Consider the following 17,665-nt stretch of genomic DNA (forward strand, 5'->3'; position numbering starts at 1 on the left):
CAGCCCGTAGCGGTAGGTTCGACGATCACAGGACTCGGAGAACACTCAGGGCTCCGTGAGCTCCCTGGAAGGGCGGAAGGGCGTCGATGGCCATTGCCAAGGCCGAGCGGCTGATGAACCTGGCGCTGTGTCTGCTCGGTACACGGCGACCGCTCAGCAAGCGCGAACTGCGCGGATCCATCGAGGCTTACCTCGAGGCGGGCGGGGACGACGCCTTCAACCGCATGTTCGAGCGCGACAAGGACGACCTGCGCGAACTCGGCCTGATCATCGCCACCGTGGAGAACCTCGACGGAGAGGTGGGCTATCTCGCCCGCCGCGACTCCAACCGGCTGCCGCCCATCACCCTCGACGCAGAGGAGGCCGCGGCGCTGGGCCTGGCCGCCAAGGTCTGGCAGCAGGCCAGACTGGCCGGAGCCGCCAGCGGCGCCCTCCAGAAGCTGCGCGCCGCGGGAATGCCGGAGGCCGATGGCGCGTACGACGCGACGCAGCACAGCGCTCTCGAGCCGCGTATCCCCGTCCACGAGGCCGCTTTCGAACCCCTGATGCTGGCCTGCCGCGACCACCGTCCGGTCGTCTTCGACTACCGGAAGTCCAATGCCGTCCGCCCCGAGACCCGCCATGTCGAGCCATGGACACTGGAGTGCTGGCGCGGCCACTGGTATCTCGCGGGCTGGGACCGGGACCGCGGTGCCGAGCGGGTGTTCCGGCTGTCCAGGATCACCGGCAAGGTCCGTTCCCGCGCGGGCACGTACACCGCGTCGGTCCCGGACGTGGTGACGGTACGTGAGACCGTCGAGAGCTGGGCGGGGGAGGTCGCGACCCGGTCCGCGCTGATCAAGCTGCGGTCCGACGCCGGCTACCCGCTGCGCGCCCGTGCCACCGCGGCCCGGGAACTGGGAGACGGCTGGGACGAGTTGGAGATTCCGTACGGGCACGGCCTGGACGCCTGGCTGGTCGAGTTCGGCCCGGACGTCGTCGTGCTGGAGCCCGCGGACCTGCGGGCCGATGTGGCCGACCGGCTGCGTGCCGTGGCCAAGGGCTGAGGGGGACTCGTAGGACCATGGCCGCGAACGCCATTGACCAGACCCGGCGGATGCTCTCGCTGGTGACCTATCTGCGGGAACGCCCCGGCGCGCGGGTCGGGGACGTCGCCCGCGCCTTCGGGATCACCGAGGACGAGCTGATCTCCGACCTCGATGTGCTGCCCATGTGCGGGACGAGCTTCCGTGGCGGAGACCTGCTGGACATCGACACGGACGGCGACCGGATCTGGTGGCGCAACCCGGGTGCCCTCGCGGCGGAAGCAGCCGAACCACTGCGGCTCGCCGCGGACGAGGCGACCGCCCTCCTGGTAGCCGCGCGCGCCGTCGCCACCCTTCCCGGGCTGCGTGAGGGCGACCGCGAGGCGCTGCTGAGGGCCACCGCCAAACTGGAGGCGGCGGCCGGGGAGGCCGCGGGTGCCAGCTCGCGGCTGTCGGTCATCTTCGAGTCCGAGGGCGGGGTCTTCGCCGACGTCGACCGCGCCATCTCGGAGCGGCGCAGGCTGTGGCTGCGCTATTACTCACCGGCGCGCGACGAGCTCACGGAGCGCGAGGTGGATCCGATCCGGCTGTTCGCCGTCGGGCATACGTATATGGAGGCCTGGTGCTACCTGTCGGAGGCGCGCCGCACCTTCCGGCTGGACCGGGTCGCCGAGATCCGGCTGCTGGACGAGGCATCCGCGCCGCCGGAGATCGAACTGCGCGACCTCTCGGAAGGGCTGGTGCAGCCGTCGGCCGAGGACCCGGAGGTCGTGGTCGAGGTGGGTCCCGGCGGACGCTGGGTGGCCGAGTACTACCCCCACGACAGCGCGGAGGAGCTGCCGGACGGCGGGTTGCGGATCACGCTGCGCACCCCGGACCCGGCGTCGCTGCGACGGCTCGGGCTGCGGCTGGGCCGGGACGGCCGCATCGTCTCCCCGCCTGAGCTGGCCGCCAGTGCCCGGCGGGTGGCGGCCGAAGCGCTCGCCGCGTATGAGGGCCAGGGGTGGCAGGACTGCCCCGGCCGACAGCACGGCCAGGACTGACGACCGCGACCGAGTAGTGGAGTGATGTGGGAGTGAGGGGAGATATGTCCGTACTATCCGGAATCTCGTCGTCCAGGGCCCCGGTGTCGGTCCCGGTCCTGTTCAAGGCCGCCTGCCCCGACTGTCGCTCCCGTCTCGAGCTCTCCGCCGCCTCCCTGCGGCTCGCGATCGGCGGCAGCAGCCGGACCACTTTCTACTCCTTCACCTGCACCGAGTGCGGGGCGGCCGTGCGCAAGCCCGCGGGGGAGCGGATCGTCGAACTGCTCACCGGTGGCGGTGTGCGCACACTGCGCCTGCACTCCACCGTCTGATCTTCCTGCCATCCCTGAGGTTCCGCGTATGTTCTGGCCCATGCTCGCCATCGCCCTGGGATTCCTCGGCATCGCCGTCCTCGGGGTACTCGGTATCCGCGTCTTCCTGGAGGCCCAGCGTCTGGCCCGGCAGGTGACGAGGGCCACCGAGCGGATCGACCGCGCCGCACAGGACCTGGAGCAGTCGGCGGCCCGGCTGGCGCGTACCGGCGGCAGCTGGCGGTAGCAGCCCGCATATACGGTCGAACTGCCCGCGATGTACCCTTCCGATGGCGGGTCGGACGGCCAGTGCGGGTCGCGAATGTGAGTATGCACAGCCATTGCTCTGCGTTTACTTCGGCGGGTTACGATCGCATGGATCGTGGTGATCGGATGACTGTCCGATCAGGGCAGCCCCGCCCCCCAGCAGCCTCAGCGAGAAGGAAGTCAGACATGATCGGCAATCTGAAGCCCCTTGAGATCCTTCTGATCGTCGTGGTCATCCTGCTGCTGTTCGGTGCCAAGAAGCTGCCCGACATGGCCCGTTCGCTCGGCAAGTCCGCCCGGATCCTCAAGAGCGAGGCCAAGGCGATGAAGCAGGACGGCGAGCAGTCCGGCCCCAAGGCCACCACCGAGCAGACCGCCCAGCCGCAGGACGCGCCCCGCACGATCCAGGCCGCTCCCGGCGATGTGACGAGCAGCCGCCCGGTCTCCGAGCCGAACCGTACGACCCAGAGCTGACCCGGCCGGCCCGGCTCTCCGGGTTTCCCGAAATTTCGACGGTTTTCGCACGAGACGAGGAAGTGGGTTGCTCAAGTCTGCCCGCAAGCAGGAAAAGGACACCGAGGGGCGGATGCCTCTCGGAGAGCACCTGCGTGAGCTGCGCAACCGGCTGCTGAAGTCGGTTCTGGCGATCGCCGTGGCCACCATCGCCGCGGCCTTCTTCCAGAAGGAGATCTTCGAGTTCCTGATGCGGCCGATCCTGGTGTCGGTCGGCTGCGACGCGGGCCAGGTGCGCATGGTCAACGGCCAGCTGTGCGCCGAGATGACCACCAACGGCCTGCTCTCGCCGTTCACGATCGCACTCAAGGTCGCGCTGATGACGGGCGTCCTGGCCGCCACTCCCGTCTGGCTCTACCAGCTGTGGGCGTTTGTCGCGCCCGGACTGCACAGCCACGAGAAGCGCTACGCGATCAGTTTCGTCGTCGCCGGCGTCCCGCTCTTCCTGGGCGGCGCCTACCTGGCGTACTCGATCCTGCCGCAGACCGCCGAGATCATGCTGGGCTTCGCGCCGGCCGGCGCCAAGCCCCTGCTGCCGCTCGACGACTACCTGGACCTGATCAGCCGCATGGTGCTGGTCTTCGGGCTGGCCTTCGAGCTCCCGCTGCTGCTGATCCTGCTCAACATGACGAACGTCCTCAGCGGCCAGCGCATGCTCCGCTGGTGGCGCGGGATGATCGTCGGCCTCACCGCCTTCGCCGCGATCGCCACACCGGGCGGCGAGCCGATCTCGATGCTGCTGCTGGCCGGACCGCTGGCCCTCCTGTACTTCCTGGCCGTCGGCTTCTCGTTCCTCAACGACGCCCGTCGCCGGCGCAGGAGCCCGGACGCCGAGCTGAGCGACGACGAGGCGTCCGAGCTGGACCTCGTCCCCGAGGCCGTCGGCTCCGTCGAGGCCGTCCCGGCCCCCCGGGCACTTCCTGAGCAGTCCGGCGGCGAGGCCGACGGCGGCAGGGCACCCCGGGTCAACGGATACGACGACATCACCTGATCCGTAGGCGCCCGCGCGCGGTGCATCCCGCGTCGGATAATGATCGCGCTCACTGTCAGTGGGGGCGGGTAGTCTCGACAGCAAGATGACAGAGGACCTCTCACCAGCTGAGCGATATGCGGCGGCGCGGATCCGTGCCGCCGAGCAGGCCACCGCACTCGCTCCCTTCCGCGAGTTGTACGACTTCGGCCTGGACCCGTTCCAGATCGAGGCATGCCGGGCCCTGGAGGCCGGCAAGGGCGTGCTCGTCGCGGCACCCACCGGTTCGGGCAAGACCATCGTGGGCGAGTTCGCCGTGCACCTCGCCCTCGCCCAGGGGCGCAAGTGCTTCTACACCACGCCCATCAAGGCGCTGTCCAACCAGAAGTACTCGGACCTGGTGAAGCGGTACGGCCCCGAGAAGGTCGGCCTGCTCACCGGTGACAACAGCGTCAATTCCGAGGCCCCGGTCGTCGTCATGACCACCGAGGTCCTGCGCAACATGCTCTACGCGGGCTCCCAGTCGCTGCTCGGCCTCGGCTATGTGGTCATGGACGAGGTGCACTACCTCTCGGACCGCTTCCGCGGCGCCGTCTGGGAGGAAGTGATCATCCACCTCCCGGAATCCGTGACGCTGGTGTCGCTCTCCGCGACCGTGTCCAACGCGGAGGAGTTCGGTGACTGGCTGGACACGGTCCGTGGTGACACCGAAGTGATCGTCTCGGAGTCCCGCCCCGTGCCGCTGTGGCAGCACGTGCTCGCCGGGCGCCGGATGTACGACCTCTTCGAGGAGGAGACCGACCACGGAGGCCGCGGCGCATCACGCCGCGAGGTCAACCCGGATCTGGTCCGCCTGGCCAGGACGGAGAACTCGCGCACCTACAACCCCCGTGACCGCAGGCGCGGGAAGATGGTCCGGGAGGCCGACCGTGAGCGTGAGCGCAGACAGCGCAGCCGCATCTGGACGCCGTCCCGGCCCGAGGTGATAGAGCGCCTCGACGCAGAGGGGCTGCTCCCCGCCATCACCTTCATCTTCAGCCGCGCCGCGTGCGAGGCGGCCGTCCAGCAGTGCCTCCACGCCGGGCTGAGACTCAACGACGAGGAGGCGCGCCACAAGGTGCGCGAGATCGTCGAGCAGCGCACGGCCGCCATCCCCGGCGAAGACCTCCATGTGCTCGGCTACTACGAGTGGCTGGAAGGCCTCGAGCGGGGGATAGCGGCGCATCACGCCGGAATGCTTCCGACCTTCAAGGAAGTCGTCGAGGAGCTCTTCGTACGTGGCCTCGTCAAGGCCGTGTTCGCCACCGAGACCCTCGCGCTGGGCATCAACATGCCCGCGCGTTCGGTGGTGCTGGAGAAGCTCGTCAAGTGGAACGGTGAGCAGCACGCGGACATCACCCCGGGCGAGTACACCCAGTTGACCGGCCGGGCGGGACGACGCGGCATCGACGTCGAAGGCCACGCCGTGGTGCTGTGGCAGCGCGGTATGGACCCCGGGGCCCTCGCAGGCCTCGCGGGTACCCGCACCTATCCGCTCCGCTCCAGCTTCAAGCCCTCGTACAACATGGCCGTGAACCTGGTGCAGCAGTTCGGCCGGCACCGCTCCCGTGAGCTGCTGGAGACCTCGTTCGCCCAGTTCCAGGCCGACAAGTCGGTGGTCGGGATCTCGCGTCAGGTCCAGCGCAACGAGGAGGGCCTCAGCGGCTACCGGGAGGGCATGACCTGCCACCTCGGTGACTTCGAGGAGTACGCCGTGCTGCGCCGGGATCTCAAGGACCGCGAGACCGAACTGGCCAAGCAGGGCGCCGCGCAGCGCCGGGCCGCGGCGGCGGGCTCCCTGGAGAAGCTCAAGCCCGGCGACGTGATCCACGTCCCGACAGGCAAGTTCGCGGGCCTCGCGCTGGTGCTCGACCCCGGGCTGCCCGCAGGGCGGTCCAACGGCCACCGGGGCGGTTTCGAGTACCACGACGGGCCGAGGCCCCTAGTGCTGACCGCCGAGCGGCAGGTCAAGCGGCTTGCGGCGATGGACTTCCCGGTTCCCGTCGAGGCGCTGGAGCGGATGCGCATCCCAAAGTCCTTCAACCCCCGGTCGCCGCAGTCCCGCCGTGACCTGGCGTCGGCACTGCGGACGAAGGCCGGGCACATCGTGCCCGACCGGCACCGCAACCCCCGGTCCGCCGCGGCGGACGACCGCGAGATCGCCCGGCTCCGCAAGGACATCCGGGCCCACCCCTGCCACGGCTGCGACGAGCGCGAGGACCACGCGCGCTGGGCCGAGCGCTACCACCGCCTCCAGCGGGACACCCGGCAGCTGGAGCGCCGTATCGAGGGGCGCACCAACACCATCGCCCGCACCTTCGACCGGATCGTCGGCCTGCTCACCGAGATGGACTACCTCCGCGGAGACGAGGTCACCGAGCACGGCAGGCGCCTGGCCCGGCTGTACGGCGAGTTGGACCTGCTGGCCAGCGAGTGCCTGCGCGAGCGCGTCTGGGAGGGCCTGAGCCCAGCCGAACTGGCGGCGTGCGTCTCGGCGCTGGTCTTCGAGGCGCGGCAGGCCGATGACGCGGTGGCGCCGAAGCTGCCGACGGGGAAGGCAAAGGCCGCACTGGGCGAGATGGTGCGGATCTGGGGCCGCCTCGACGCACTCGAGGAAGAGTTCAAGATCAGCCAGACCGAGGGCGTAGGCCAGCGCGAACCCGACCTGGGCTTCGCCTGGGCGGCGTACCAGTGGGCCTCCGGGAAGAGCCTGGACGAGGTGCTGCGCGAGGCGGAGATGCCCGCGGGGGACTTCGTGCGCTGGTGCAAGCAGGTCATCGATGTGCTGGGCCAGATCGCCGCGGCGGCCCCGGGCGAGGGCACGACGGTGGCCCGTACGGCGCGCAAGGCGGTGGACGGATTGCTGCGGGGAGTCGTCGCCTACAGCTCCGTGGGGTAGGCCTCCGGCGGGTGCGGGGCGACTCTCGGGCGTGCCCCGCACCGTGTGGCCTCGTGGTCACGTGCCGGGCGGTTTCCGGTGTGCCGCACCCGCACCGAGTGCGGCACACCGACACCCCACCCACCCCACCACTCCCTACGGGAAGTTCAGCAGCGCCAGCGGTTGGGACGTCGGCTGGGACGAGCCCCCCGCGGGCTCCACCGTGACGCCCATGCCCGTCGCCGGGCCGACCGCGCCCTCCATGAGGATGGTCTCCGCCGAGCCCGAGGAGGCGAGGAGCCCCGCTGGGCGCATCGTCGTGCCGTCGGCGAACCAGAGCTGGTACACCTTGCCCGCATCCGGCCGCGGCAGCCCCGTCGCCAGGAACACCGCGCGGTCGCGGTCGTGGGAGAGGGCCACCGTGCCGGTGGCACCGGCGCTGCCGAGCGCCGTGGAACTGGTCCGGACGTCGGGCGCGGCCAGCACGTCTGCCAGGGCCTCCGACTGGTGCCCGGCCTGCTCCCGCGCCTGGCGCGTCGATGCCTCCGCCCGACGCGCCAACGCCTCCGCCCGGGACAGCGCGTCCTCCGCCAGACGCTGCTGCCATGTCGCATAGCCGCCGAACGCGGCCACGCCCGCGACACACGCCGCCAGTACGAACCGCGACAGCCTGCGTCGGCCGGCCGGTCTGACCCTGTGCACCGGGCGCCGGTCCCGCTCCCCACCGGGCCGCATCCCGGGAATGGTGGGCGGTTCCTGACGCACCGTCGCTATGCGCTGCAGTACCTGTGCCTTCATCGCGGTCGGCGGCGGCTCGCTGACCGCGAGCCCCAGCCGCCCCGCCGTCGCGCTCAGTTCCCGCACCTCCTGGGTGCAGGCTGTGCACTCCGTCAGGTGCCGCTCGAAACGGGCGCGTTCCCGTTCGCCGAGCGCGTGCAGGGCGTAGGCCCCGGTCAGCGTGTGCAGTTCGGCATCCCGCCCCGAGCTGCCGCGTGCAGTCGCGCTCATGCGCTCACCCCCAGGCAGTCGCGCAGTCGGATGAGCCCGTCGCGCATTCGGGTCTTCACCGTGCCCAGCGGCACGGACAGCAGTTCGGCCACCTCGCGATAGGCGAGTCCGCGGTAGTAGGCGAGGGTCACCGACTGCCGCTGGAGGTCGGTGAGGGTGCGCAGACAACGGCGTACCTGCTCACGCTCAAGCCTGGCCTCGACCTGCTCGACGACGTCGTCGAAGGCCGGGGTCGCGCCGAGCCGTGCCACCTTCTGTTCCCGCTCGGTCGCAGCCTGGGCCGACCGCACCCGGTCGACGGCGCGGCGATGGGCGAGGGTGAGCGTCCAGGTCAGTGCCGAGCCACGGGACGGCTGGTAGCGCGCGGCCGTACGCCAGAGCTCGACCAGCACCTCCTGCGCCACCTCGTCCGACTGCGCCGGGTCGCGCAGCACGCTGCGTACGACACCCAGCACGGGCCCGCAGACCGCGTCATACACCTGGGCAAAGGCCTCCTGGTCCCCCCGTGCCACCCGTACGAGCAGCTCGTCGAGTCCAGGACCGGCCGGCGGTGCCCCGGTGATGCGTACGGCTTCCTTCACGCGCTCGCTCTCCCCTCTCCCTGTCTTCCTTCAGATATACGGAGCGGGAGCGCGTTCTGACTGCCCTTCGGCAGGACTTTTTCAGGTGATCCGGCAGTGGGCGGGCGGGAGTGCCGTCAGGCGGCCCGGTCTTGCTCCTGCTCCCGCTCCACCTGTGCGTTCCAGTCGCGCTTGATGGCGCGCCAGGCCTCGTCCGACTTGCCGAGACGCCAGTACCCGGAGATCGACAGCCGGGCCGCGGGGATGCCCCGCTCCAGCCGCAGATGACGGCGCAGCTCCTTCACCGCGCCCGCCTCACCATGGACGAACGCGTGGACGTCGCCGTCCGGGAAGTCCAGCCCTCGAACCGCGGCGACCAGGGCTTCGCCGACCGCCTGGGCGCCCCGGTGCAGCCAGGTCACCGTGACCCCGTCAGGAGTCGCGATCTTCTGCTCGTCCTCGGGGCCCGACACCTCCACGAAGGCGTGCACGAGAGTCCCCGCGGGCATCTGCTCCAGCGAGGCGGCGATCGCGGGCAGGGCGCTCTCGTCGCCCGCAAGCAGATGCCAGTCCGCCGCTGTGTCGGGTGCGTAGCCACCGCCGGGGCCGAGCAGCCGGACCGGTTCACCCGGCTGCGCCCTGGCCGCCCACGGGCCCGCCAGACCCTCGTCCCCGTGCACCACGAAGTCGATCGTCAGCTCCCGGTGGACGGGGTCCCAGGCGCGCACCGTGTAGGTGCGGTTGCTCGGCCACTGCTCGCGCGGGAGCTCCGCGCGGATGCGGGCCATGTCGAAGGGCTCGGGGTAGCTCACTCCGGGTTGCGGGAAGACCACTTTGACGTACGCGTCCGTCGAGCCGTCCGTGCGGAACTCCGCGAGCCCCTCACCGCCGAGCACGACGCGCACCATGTGCGGAGCGATGCGCTCCGTGCGCACCACCCGCGCCTCGTGGGTCGTCGGTGCCTTGCGGGCGGGCGTGTCTGCCACCGTGGTCTCCCTCGCTACACAGCGTCCGGTCAGAGCTGGGTGCTTGTTAGGTTAACCTAAGTCACTGTCGCGTGCTGCTGATCTCCGCACGTCATGCGCCCAGTTCGGTCAGCAGCCGGTGCACCGCACGCCCCAGACCCCAGCGCACCGCAAGCTCCTCGAGCCGCTGCGGATCCCGTGCCCGCGTCGGCAGCGCCGGGTCGAAGTCGGGCATCGGCACGTCACCGGCGACCCGGACCACCTTCGGCGCCACGGCCACATAGGCCCGCGACTCGTCCAGCCGCTTGCGCTGCGACGGGGTCAGCCTGGACGCGGGGTCGTCCACGGCCGCCATGATCCCGGCCAGGTCCCCGAAGGCGTCCAGCAGCTTCGCGGCCGTCTTCTCACCGATACCGGGCACCCCGGGCAGACCGTCGCTCGGGTCCCCGCGCAGCAGTGCGAGATCGGCGTAACCGGGTCCGTCCACTCCGTATTTCTCGCGTAGTACGGCCTCGTCGGTGGTCTGCATCATGCCCACGCCCTTCAGCGGATACAGCACCCGGACCCCGCGTGCGTCGTCGACGAGCTGGTACAGATCACGGTCACCGGTCACGATGTCCACCGGGCCCGCCGCACACCCCGCCAGCGTGCCGATGACGTCGTCGGCCTCGTACCCGGCGACACCCACACGGGCGATCCCGAACGCGTCCAGCACCTCCTCGATGATCGGGACCTGCGGGGACAGCGTGTCCGGGACCTCCTCCTCGTCCGGGCCGGCCTCGGTCTCCACCGCCACCCGATGCGCCTTGTACGACGGGATGAGCTCCACCCGCCACTGCGGGCGCCAGTCGGCGTCCATGCAGGCCACCAGCTCGTCGGGGTGGTGGTCCTGGACCAGCCGGGTGATGAACTCCAGCAGCCCCCGCACCGCGTTGACGGGTGTGCCGTCGGGGGCGCGCACGGAGTCGGGGACCCCGAAATAGGCGCGGAAGTAGAGGGAGGCGGTGTCGAGGAGCATCAGGCGTCGCGTCACAGCCCTGATGATGCCGTACCGCACCGACAGCGACCGGCCCGGCGCAGCTTGTGGGGGTCGCGCGCGTGAACTGGGTCACTCGTGAGTTTGCCGTGGGCGGCCCGGGGCAGGCGGGGTGCCGGAGCGGAGCCCCCCGCAGCGCTCTGACCAGCGAAAACAGTCACAGCCGACAGGCTGCGGGAGGCCACGGCCCGAAGCCGCCCGCTCCAAGTCCGCCGAAGGGGGGCGCGGGCCGCCCGGTTCAGTCAGGTTCAACGCGAGAGGTATATGTGTCCAGGCTCCAGGCCGAGCACCTGTACAAGGTGTTCGGTAAACGACCCGGCGAAGCGGTACGCGAGCTCGAGAGCGGTGCCGACCGCGACGGGCTGCGCGCCGAAGGTACGACCGCGGCGGTGATCGACGCCTCCTTCACCGTCGAGGCCGGTCAGATCTTCGTCGTCATGGGCCTGTCCGGATCCGGCAAGTCCACGTTGCTGCGCATGCTCAACGGACTGCTGGAGCCGACCGCCGGACGCGTGCTCTTCGACGGCCAGGATCTGACCGCACTCAGCCCCCGCGAACTGCGTGCCGTGCGCTCCACCCGCATCAGCATGGTGTTCCAGCACTTCGCGCTGTTCCCGCACCGCAGTGTGCTGGAGAACGCCGCGTACGGTCTCGAGGTGCAGGGCGTGCCCCGCGCCGAGCGTGAGCGCCGTGCCACCGAGGCCCTGGAACTGGCGGGCCTGGCAGGCTGGGAGCAGTCCTGGCCGGACGAGCTCTCCGGTGGTATGCAGCAGCGCGTGGGCCTCGCCCGCGCCCTCGCCACCGACGCCGACCTGCTGCTGATGGACGAGTCCTTCAGCGCACTCGACCCGCTGATCCGCCGCGACATGCAGGATCAGCTCCTCGAGCTCCAGAAGCGGCTCAAGAAGACGATCGTGTTCATCACCCACGACCTCAACGAGGCCATGCGCCTCGGCGACCGGATCGCCGTGATGCGCGACGGCCGGATCGTCCAGCTCGGCACGGCCGAGGACATCCTGGTCGCCCCGGCCAACGACTACGTCGCCTCCTTCACCCAGGACGTCGACCGCTCGCGCGTGCTCACCGCTGGGGCGATCATGGCCGACCCCGCGACCGCCTTCGCGCAGGAGGGCGACGGCCGGGAGCCGCGTACCGCACAGGACGTGCTCGACGCCGCGCCCGCGACCGTCGGCGCCGACACACCGGTCGTCGAACTGTTCACCCCCTGCGCCGGCAGCGACGCCGCGGTCGCGGTCACCGATGACGACGGTGTGCTCATCGGTGTCGTAGCGCGTGAGCGACTGCTCGCGGTGCTCGGCGAACCCATGACTCCGCAGCCCCCCGCCCGGGGCGCCGCCGCCGAAGCGGGCGCCCCCACGGTGAAGGAGGCCGCCCATGCCTAGGATCCACCTCGGCCGGTGGGTCGACTCCGGTGTCGACTGGCTCCAGTCCCATCTGTCCTGGCTCTTCGACGCCATCACCTCGGTCGTCACCGGTATGTACGACGGCATCGACGCCGCGCTCTCCGCGCCCGAACCGCTGCTCTTCGCCGGCCTCCTCGCCGTCGTCGCCTGGTGGCTGCGCGGTCTGCTCGCCGGCGTACTCGCCTTCGCCGGATTCGCTCTGATCGACTCCGTCGAGCTGTGGGACGACGCCATGTCGACCATGTCGCTCGTGCTGGTCGCCACGATCGTCACCCTGGCCGTGGCGGTGCCCCTGGGCATCTGGGCCTCCCGCTCCAAGGCGGTCAGCGCGCTGCTCCGGCCGGTGCTGGACTTCATGCAGACCATGCCGGCCATGGTGTACCTGATCCCGGGCATCATCTTCTTCGGCGTGGGCGTGGTCCCCGGAATCATCGCCACCATCGTCTTCGCCCTGCCGCCCGGGGTGCGGATGACGGAGCTCGGCATCCGCCAGGTCGACAACGAACTCGTCGAGGCGGCCGAGGCGTTCGGCACCACTCCGCGCAACACCCTGCTGCGCGTCCAGCTGCCGCTCGCCCTGCCCACGATCATGGCCGGCATCAACCAGGTGATCATGCTGGGCCTGTCCATGGTCGTCATCGCGGGCATGGTCGGCGGCGGTGGCCTCGGCGGCGCCGTCTACCGCGCCATCGGCAACGTCGACATCGGACTCGGCTTCGAGGCCGGCATCTCGATCGTCGTCCTCGCCATGTACCTGGACCGGATGACCGGCGCGCTGGGCCGCCAGGTCTCCCCGCTGGGCCGCCGCGCCCTCGCCAGGGCCAGGAGCGCGGCCGGCGTCCTGCGGATCTGGAACCACCGGCCCCAGCCCGTGGTGGCCCTCACCGGCGTCGCGGTCCTCATGCTCGCCGCGGGCGGCATCGGGATGTACGGCGGTGGTTCCACCGCCACCGCGTCCGGCGCCGCCGACGTCGGCAAGGGGAAGAAGATCTCGCTGGGCTACATCCCCTGGGACGAGGGCATCGCCTCCACGTTCCTCTGGAAGGAAGTGCTGGAACAGCGCGGCTTCGAGGTCGACGCCAGGCAGCTGGAGGCCGGGGCGCTCTACACCGGTCTCGCCGGAGGACAGATCGACTTCCAGACCGACTCCTGGCTGCCGGTCACCCACGCCCAGTACTGGGACAAGTACCGGGACAGGCTGGAGGACATGGGGTCCTGGTACGGCCCGACCTCCCTCGAGCTCTCCGTTCCCGCCTACATGAAGGACGTCGACTCCCTCGACGACCTCGGGGGCAGGTCGGGGGACTTCAAGGGCCGCATCGTCGGCATCGAGCCGAGCGCCGGAATGATGGGCATCCTCAAGGACAAGGTGCTCAAGAAGTACGGCCTGGACGGCGAGTACAAGGTGGTCGACGGCTCCACGCCCGGAATGCTCGCCGAGCTGAAGCGCGCGTACGACAAGAAGGAACCGATCGTCACCACCCTCTGGTCGCCGCACTGGGCGTACAGCAAGTACGACCTGAAGAAGCTCAAGGACCCCAAGGGCACCTGGGGCAGGGGCGACGGCATCCACACCCTGGCCCGAAAGGGCTTCACCGGGGACAACCCGCAGGTCGGCACCTGGCTGAAGAAGTTCCGGATGAGCGAGAAGCAGCTCACTGACCTCGAGGCCACCATCCAGGAGACCGGAAAGGGCAAGGAGCAGGAAGCAGTCCGCGCCTGGCTCGAGAAGGACCCGGGCCTCGTCAACCGGCTGGCACCTCTGTAGACCATTCTCCATCCCCCCACCGGTCGGGGCCCCGTCACATACAGTGGCGGGGTCCTCACCGTTGCGCGGGAGGCGACGATGCGATTGGGTGCCGGGATCTGCGTAAGGTACTGAGTAAGGAGGGAGGGACTCGCGATGGCAGACAAGGAGACACTCCGCGTGGGCTCCGCTGTCCGAAGACGGCGCAGGGCTCTCGCGCTCACACTCGCTGCCGTGGCGGAGCGCAGCGGACTGTCGGTGCCCTTCCTCAGTCAGATCGAGAACGAACGGGCCCGGCCCAGCACGCGCTCCCTCGACAGGGTGGCTGTGGCCCTGGACACCACGGCAGCCGAGCTGCTGGCCGCGGCGGACTCCGCGCGCGTCGTGGACGTGGTCCGGGCCGACGAGCCCGGCGATCCCCTGGACGAGGGCATACGGTCCCTCGTGCGGGGCCACCAGCAGCTCCGCGCCGTCGAGTTCACCGGGGAACAGGAAGGCGACCGGGAGTACCAGCACCGCAACGACGAGTTGATGTACGTGGCCGACGGGGCCGCGGAGGTCGAGGCGGAAGGCCGTGCCTACCGCCTGGAGAAGGGCGACACCCTCTACCTGTCCGGAGGCGTACGCCACCGTTGGCGCGCCACTCTGCCGGGCACCCGGCTCCTCGTCGTCGCCGTCGGCGGCCACGTCGAGGCCGGGCCGTGAAGCGGGTCGTGTCCCTCGTCCCCTCCCTGACCGAGGCGGTCGCCGTCAGCGCGCCCGGACTGCTGGTGGGAGCCACCGACTGGTGCAGCCATCCGGCCGGCCTCGATGTCGTGCGCGTCGGCGGCACCAAGAACCCCGACGTCGCGACGATCACGGCTCTCGCGCCCGGCCTCGTCATCGCCAACGAGGAGGAGAACCGGGCTCCCGATGTCGCGGCCCTCCGGGCCGCGGGGCTCGATGTGCTGGTCACCGAAGTGCGCACGCTGCCGCAGGCGTTCGCCGAACTGGACAGGGTCCTGCGAGCATGCGGCGCAGGCCGGCCCCGCTGGCTCGACGAGGCCCGCGCCGCGTGGGACCCGGTGGCGCCCGCCGTGCCGCGTGGTCCCCGGCGGGCTGTCGTGCCGATCTGGCGGCGACCCTGGATGGTGCTGGGACGCGACACCTTCGCGGGGGACCTGCTCGCCCGCCTCGGCGTCGAGAACGTGTACGCGGCGCACTCAGAGCGGTATCCGCGCATACCGCTGGAGGAACTCAACGCGGTGGGCGCTGACCTGGTGGTGCTGCCGGATGAGCCGTACCGCTTCACCGCGGAGGACGGGCCCGAGGCGTTCCCGGGGGTGCGGTCCGCGCTGGTGGACGGGCGGATGCTGACGTGGTACGGGCCGTCGCTGGTGACGGCGCCTTCCGCGCTGACTGCGGCGCTGGGCTGAGTCTCCGGCGGGTGCGGGTGCGGGTGCGGGTGCGGGTGGGTGCGGTGGGGTGCCGCACCCCTGGCGGCGTCCGGAGCGTGCGCCCTCAGGCGCCGCACAGCCTGATACGTCCTGCCGCGACCGTCGGGTGACCGCCGGCCGGGGCTCGGCCCGGACGCCGCGACGGGGTGGGGGCGCACCGCGAGACCCCGCACCCCGTGGCCGCGGCACCAACCTGTCCGGACAACACACCTAGCGGGCCGTCGCAGCGCCGACCAGCCCCGACATCACGCGGGTGTCCTCCCCCATCTCCGGGTGCCACTGCACTCCCAGCACCCAGCCGCGCCCCGGCAGTTCCACCGCCTCCACCGTGCCGTCGTCCGCGTGGGCGGAGGCGATGAGGCCGGTGCCCAGCCGGTCGACGGACTGGTGGTGATAGGTGGGGACCGAGGAGACCTCCGGTACCAGGCCCGCGTAGAGCGTGTCCGGGACCGGGGCCACGGGATGGTGGCTGAAGACGCCCGGGGCCTTGGCGTGGCCCTCCATGTGCTGGACCAGCGTCCCGCCCAGGGCGACGTTCAGGAGCTGCATGCCGCGGCAGATTCCCAGAAGCGGGATGCCCGAATCCAGCGCCGCGTCGATCAGGGCGAGCTCCCAGGTGTCCCGTTCCCGGGCCGGGGGGCCCGTTCGGGGGTGGGGGGCGGCGCCGTAGCGGACGGGCTCCACATCCGGGCCGCCCGCCACGACCAGGCCGTCCAGCCGGGCCACCGTGCGCGCCGCGCGCTCCGGGTCGTCCGGCGGCAGCATCGCGGCGATGCCCCCGGCCGCCTGGACGAGGCGCGGATAGCCGAGCGGCAGCAGCGCGGCGGGCAGCTGCCAGACGCCCCACGAGGCGGTGTCCAGGTAGGTGCTGACGCCGATGAGCGGCTGGGTCACGGTGAGGTTCCTCCTGTTGTCCCGATGATGTCAGTCGCGTTCGAGTTCGGCCTCGGCAGCGGCCAGCGCCGCGAACTCCTCCTCCGGAGCCCGGGCCACCAGACGGTGCCGGCTGTAGAGGGCGAAGTACGCCAGGGCGACGCCGTACACCGCGAGCGCGATGAACGCCGCGTCCTTGTCCACCAGGAACGTCGCGACCAGCGCCGACAGCGCGAGGACGAAGGCCACGGACGAGGTGAGCACGCCACCGGGAGTGCGGTACGGCCGCGGGAGGTCAGGCTCGCGCCGCCGCAGCACGATGTGGGACAGCGCCATCAGCGCGTACGAGATGGTCGCGCCGAAGACCGCGATGTTCAGCATCCGCGCCCCGTCCCCGGTGCCCGCTGCCAGGGCGAAGCCGAGCGCGCCGGGGATCAGCAGCCCGAGGTACGGGGACTTGCGGCGGCTGGTCAGGGAGAGGAAGCGGGGCAGATAGCCGGCCCGGGAGAGGGCGAAGAGCTGCCGGGATCCGGCGTAGATCAGCGAGAAGAAGGAGGCGACCAGTCCCGCGAGGCCCGCGTAGTTGACGAAGCGGCTCAGCGCGGTCGGGTCGCCGTCGCCCTGCAATGCCACCACCAGCGGGTTTCCGGCCTCCTGGATGGCCGCCGAGCCCTGGGCCCCGGTGGCGGCGAAGAAGGTGACCAGGGCGAGCAGGGCCAGGATCGACATCGACAGGGCGAGTGCCTTCGGCATCGAACGCACCGGGTCCTTCGCCTCTTCGGCAGCCAGCGGCACGCCCTCGACGCCGAGGAAGAACCACATGCCGAAGGGGAACGCCGCCCAGATCCCGAGCAGCCCGAACGGCAGCCAGGAGCTGGACCCGAGCGCGTCCTTGTCCACCGGGATGTCGTCCAGTCCGCTGACGTGGAAGTCGGTGAACGCGCCGACCGCGAAGATCAGCAGCGCCGCGACCGCGATCGCGGTGACGATCAGGCTGAAGCGCAGGGCCTCGCCCACGCCCCACAGATGGATCCCGATGAAGATCACGAAGCAGGCGAGATACACCGGCCAGCCCGACTCCAGGCCGAAGAGCCCCAGCGACTCGACGTAGTCGCCGATGAAGATGGCGATGGCGGCGGGGGCGAGGATGTACTCGATGAGGATCGCCGTGCCGGTGAGGAAGCCGCCCCAGGTACCGAGCGCGCGGCGGGCGAAGCCGTAGCCGCCGCCCGCTGTCGGCAGGATCGCGGAGAGCTCGGCAAGCGCGAAGACGAGGCAGGCGTACATCAGCCCCATCAGCACGGTCGCCACGGCGAGGCCGCCGAACCCGCCCTTGGACAGGCCGATGTTCCAGCCGGAGAAATCACCGGAGACGACATACGCGACCCCGAGGCCGGTCAGCAGCAGCCAGCCCGCACTGCCGCGCCTGAGGGTCCGGCGCTGGAGGTAGTCGTCATCCGGTGGGGCGGTCTTGTTCCCTGTGGTGTCTTCGAGCGTCATGGCAGAGCTCCCGCGTAGGGCCCAATGGAATGACGCCATACCTTTGCGCTCGACTCGGGGTAACGCAAGGCCTGGGGGTTACGTTCGGGTT

Annotated in this window: 17 protein-coding genes; 11 read left to right on the forward strand and 6 right to left on the reverse strand. The window is 70.8% G+C overall.

What is annotated here, in order from left to right:
• Window positions 1-86 precede the first annotated feature (86 nt).
• From ABZ532_RS20890 to ABZ532_RS20920, 7 genes are all read left to right on the forward strand, one after another.
• Window positions 87-1,046 (forward strand): WYL domain-containing protein, encoded by a 960-nt coding sequence (locus tag ABZ532_RS20890; protein WP_361285568.1) that lies wholly within the window; start codon window positions 87-89, stop codon window positions 1,044-1,046.
• A gap of 17 nt (window positions 1,047-1,063) precedes the next feature.
• Complete coding sequence (locus tag ABZ532_RS20895) at window positions 1,064-2,068, forward strand: WYL domain-containing protein (RefSeq protein ID WP_361285570.1); 1,005 nt, start codon at window positions 1,064-1,066, stop codon at window positions 2,066-2,068.
• Window positions 2,069-2,112: 44 nt separating this feature from the next.
• Window positions 2,113-2,379: a hypothetical protein gene (locus ABZ532_RS20900; RefSeq protein WP_361285572.1), complete on the forward strand. Its 267-nt coding sequence runs from the start codon at window positions 2,113-2,115 to the stop codon at window positions 2,377-2,379.
• A 28-nt stretch (window positions 2,380-2,407) separates the two neighbouring features.
• The gene (locus ABZ532_RS20905) at window positions 2,408-2,605 is read left to right on the forward strand and encodes a hypothetical protein (RefSeq protein WP_361285575.1); all 198 of its coding nucleotides are present in this window, start codon (window positions 2,408-2,410) and stop codon (window positions 2,603-2,605) included.
• 206 nt (window positions 2,606-2,811) lie between these two features.
• Complete coding sequence (gene tatA / locus ABZ532_RS20910; RefSeq protein WP_361285578.1) at window positions 2,812-3,099, forward strand: Sec-independent protein translocase subunit TatA; 288 nt, start codon at window positions 2,812-2,814, stop codon at window positions 3,097-3,099.
• 67 nt (window positions 3,100-3,166) lie between these two features.
• The gene (gene tatC / locus ABZ532_RS20915; protein WP_361285581.1) at window positions 3,167-4,129 is read left to right on the forward strand and encodes a twin-arginine translocase subunit TatC; all 963 of its coding nucleotides are present in this window, start codon (window positions 3,167-3,169) and stop codon (window positions 4,127-4,129) included.
• Window positions 4,130-4,214: 85 nt separating this feature from the next.
• On the forward strand, window positions 4,215-7,046 hold the full coding sequence (locus tag ABZ532_RS20920; RefSeq protein WP_361285584.1) for a DEAD/DEAH box helicase: 2,832 nt from the start codon (window positions 4,215-4,217) through the stop codon (window positions 7,044-7,046).
• A gap of 135 nt (window positions 7,047-7,181) precedes the next feature.
• On the opposite strand, the gene ABZ532_RS20925 is transcribed toward ABZ532_RS20920, so the two are convergent.
• The 4 genes from ABZ532_RS20925 to ABZ532_RS20940 form a co-directional block, all read right to left on the reverse strand.
• Complete coding sequence (locus tag ABZ532_RS20925; RefSeq protein ID WP_361285587.1) at window positions 7,182-8,033, reverse strand: anti-sigma factor; 852 nt, start codon at window positions 8,031-8,033, stop codon at window positions 7,182-7,184.
• A complete protein-coding gene (locus ABZ532_RS20930) occupies window positions 8,030-8,614 on the reverse strand; it encodes a sigma-70 family RNA polymerase sigma factor (RefSeq protein WP_361285590.1) in 585 nt (194 codons plus the stop codon). The genes ABZ532_RS20925 and ABZ532_RS20930 overlap by 4 nt, the downstream gene beginning before the upstream one ends.
• Before the next feature lie 116 nt (window positions 8,615-8,730).
• The gene (locus ABZ532_RS20935; protein WP_361285593.1) at window positions 8,731-9,579 is read right to left on the reverse strand and encodes a siderophore-interacting protein; all 849 of its coding nucleotides are present in this window, start codon (window positions 9,577-9,579) and stop codon (window positions 8,731-8,733) included.
• A gap of 91 nt (window positions 9,580-9,670) precedes the next feature.
• Complete coding sequence (locus ABZ532_RS20940; RefSeq protein WP_361285948.1) at window positions 9,671-10,576, reverse strand: 5'-3' exonuclease; 906 nt, start codon at window positions 10,574-10,576, stop codon at window positions 9,671-9,673.
• A 284-nt stretch (window positions 10,577-10,860) separates the two neighbouring features.
• Here ABZ532_RS20940 and ABZ532_RS20945 point away from each other — a divergent pair, with 284 nt between their 5' ends.
• The 4 genes from ABZ532_RS20945 to ABZ532_RS20960 all read left to right on the forward strand — a co-directional run bounded on the left by ABZ532_RS20945 (window position 10,861) and on the right by ABZ532_RS20960 (window position 15,180).
• Window positions 10,861-11,997, forward strand: a complete 1,137-nt coding sequence (locus ABZ532_RS20945) for a glycine betaine/L-proline ABC transporter ATP-binding protein (protein ID WP_361285596.1) — start codon at window positions 10,861-10,863, stop codon at window positions 11,995-11,997.
• A complete protein-coding gene (locus ABZ532_RS20950; RefSeq protein ID WP_361285599.1) occupies window positions 11,990-13,786 on the forward strand; it encodes an ABC transporter permease/substrate binding protein in 1,797 nt (598 codons plus the stop codon). The genes ABZ532_RS20945 and ABZ532_RS20950 overlap by 8 nt, the downstream gene beginning before the upstream one ends.
• A gap of 135 nt (window positions 13,787-13,921) precedes the next feature.
• Window positions 13,922-14,470 carry a cupin domain-containing protein gene (locus ABZ532_RS20955; protein WP_361285602.1) on the forward strand — a complete coding sequence of 183 codons (549 nt, stop codon included), beginning with the start codon at window positions 13,922-13,924 and terminating at the stop codon, window positions 14,468-14,470.
• Complete coding sequence (locus tag ABZ532_RS20960) at window positions 14,467-15,180, forward strand: helical backbone metal receptor (protein WP_361285605.1); 714 nt, start codon at window positions 14,467-14,469, stop codon at window positions 15,178-15,180. The genes ABZ532_RS20955 and ABZ532_RS20960 overlap by 4 nt, the downstream gene beginning before the upstream one ends.
• A gap of 231 nt (window positions 15,181-15,411) precedes the next feature.
• On the opposite strand, the gene ABZ532_RS20965 is transcribed toward ABZ532_RS20960, so the two are convergent.
• Entirely contained in the window at window positions 15,412-16,095 is a 684-nt protein-coding gene (locus ABZ532_RS20965; protein ID WP_361285608.1) for a gamma-glutamyl-gamma-aminobutyrate hydrolase family protein, read from the reverse strand.
• A gap of 30 nt (window positions 16,096-16,125) precedes the next feature.
• On the reverse strand, window positions 16,126-17,574 hold the full coding sequence (gene eat, locus ABZ532_RS20970) for an ethanolamine permease (RefSeq protein WP_361285611.1): 1,449 nt from the start codon (window positions 17,572-17,574) through the stop codon (window positions 16,126-16,128).
• Window positions 17,575-17,665 lie beyond the last annotated feature (91 nt).

This window comes from Streptomyces sp. NPDC019396, assembly GCF_040632375.1.
Classification (GTDB): Bacteria; Actinomycetota; Actinomycetes; order Streptomycetales; family Streptomycetaceae; genus Streptomyces.